At 36.2% G+C, this 505-nt stretch carries 1 protein-coding gene; it reads right to left on the bottom strand.

Annotated elements, in window-relative coordinates; translation table 11 throughout:
* Positions 1-505, bottom strand: a 505-nt coding sequence (locus tag BN93_RS16205) for a restriction endonuclease subunit S (protein WP_019189301.1), incomplete at both ends; no start/stop codon positions are given.

Here is a 505-nt window from a genome sequence, read left to right as displayed (position 1 = left end):
AGTAGAAATGCGCTCGTCAAGAAGATTAAGAAAGCATGCTATTTTCTTTTGTTCCGTCAAAGATGGCAAAGATACCCTTATACGTGCAAAGTTCGGATAAAAAAGATAAACTCTTACGCCTCCTTCACCATTTACATTGTAACAATAATTAAGTTTTGCGGTTTTAAGAAGTTGCATAAGCCATTCGTCATCTACCTTTTGGGTCGTTTTGAAACAGACATACAACGAACTTATCATACAGGGAGCTTTACCAGAATACATAGCAATTGAGCCGACATTGATTCTCGCGGGATTATAAGCAAATTCTTGTGACTGTATGATTTTGTATGCTTTAATATCATCACCTACCATGTCTCTACCTTCAAATTGCTCAGATTGTGGTACAAATCCCCTTTCATTTGTAACAGAGAACATTGGATATTGTATTTTTTCTTTATTTCTACGAGTGAAATTTTGAGTAATATCTCCTAACTTACATTTCTCCCACTCCCCCTCAAACTCCTTG

Source organism: Prevotella conceptionensis 9403948, assembly GCF_000312305.1.
GTDB classification, from domain to species: Bacteria; Bacteroidota; Bacteroidia; order Bacteroidales; family Bacteroidaceae; genus Prevotella; species Prevotella conceptionensis.
The sequence above is the reverse complement of the archived record's forward strand: the minus strand, read 5'-3'. Positions and strand labels throughout refer to the sequence as shown.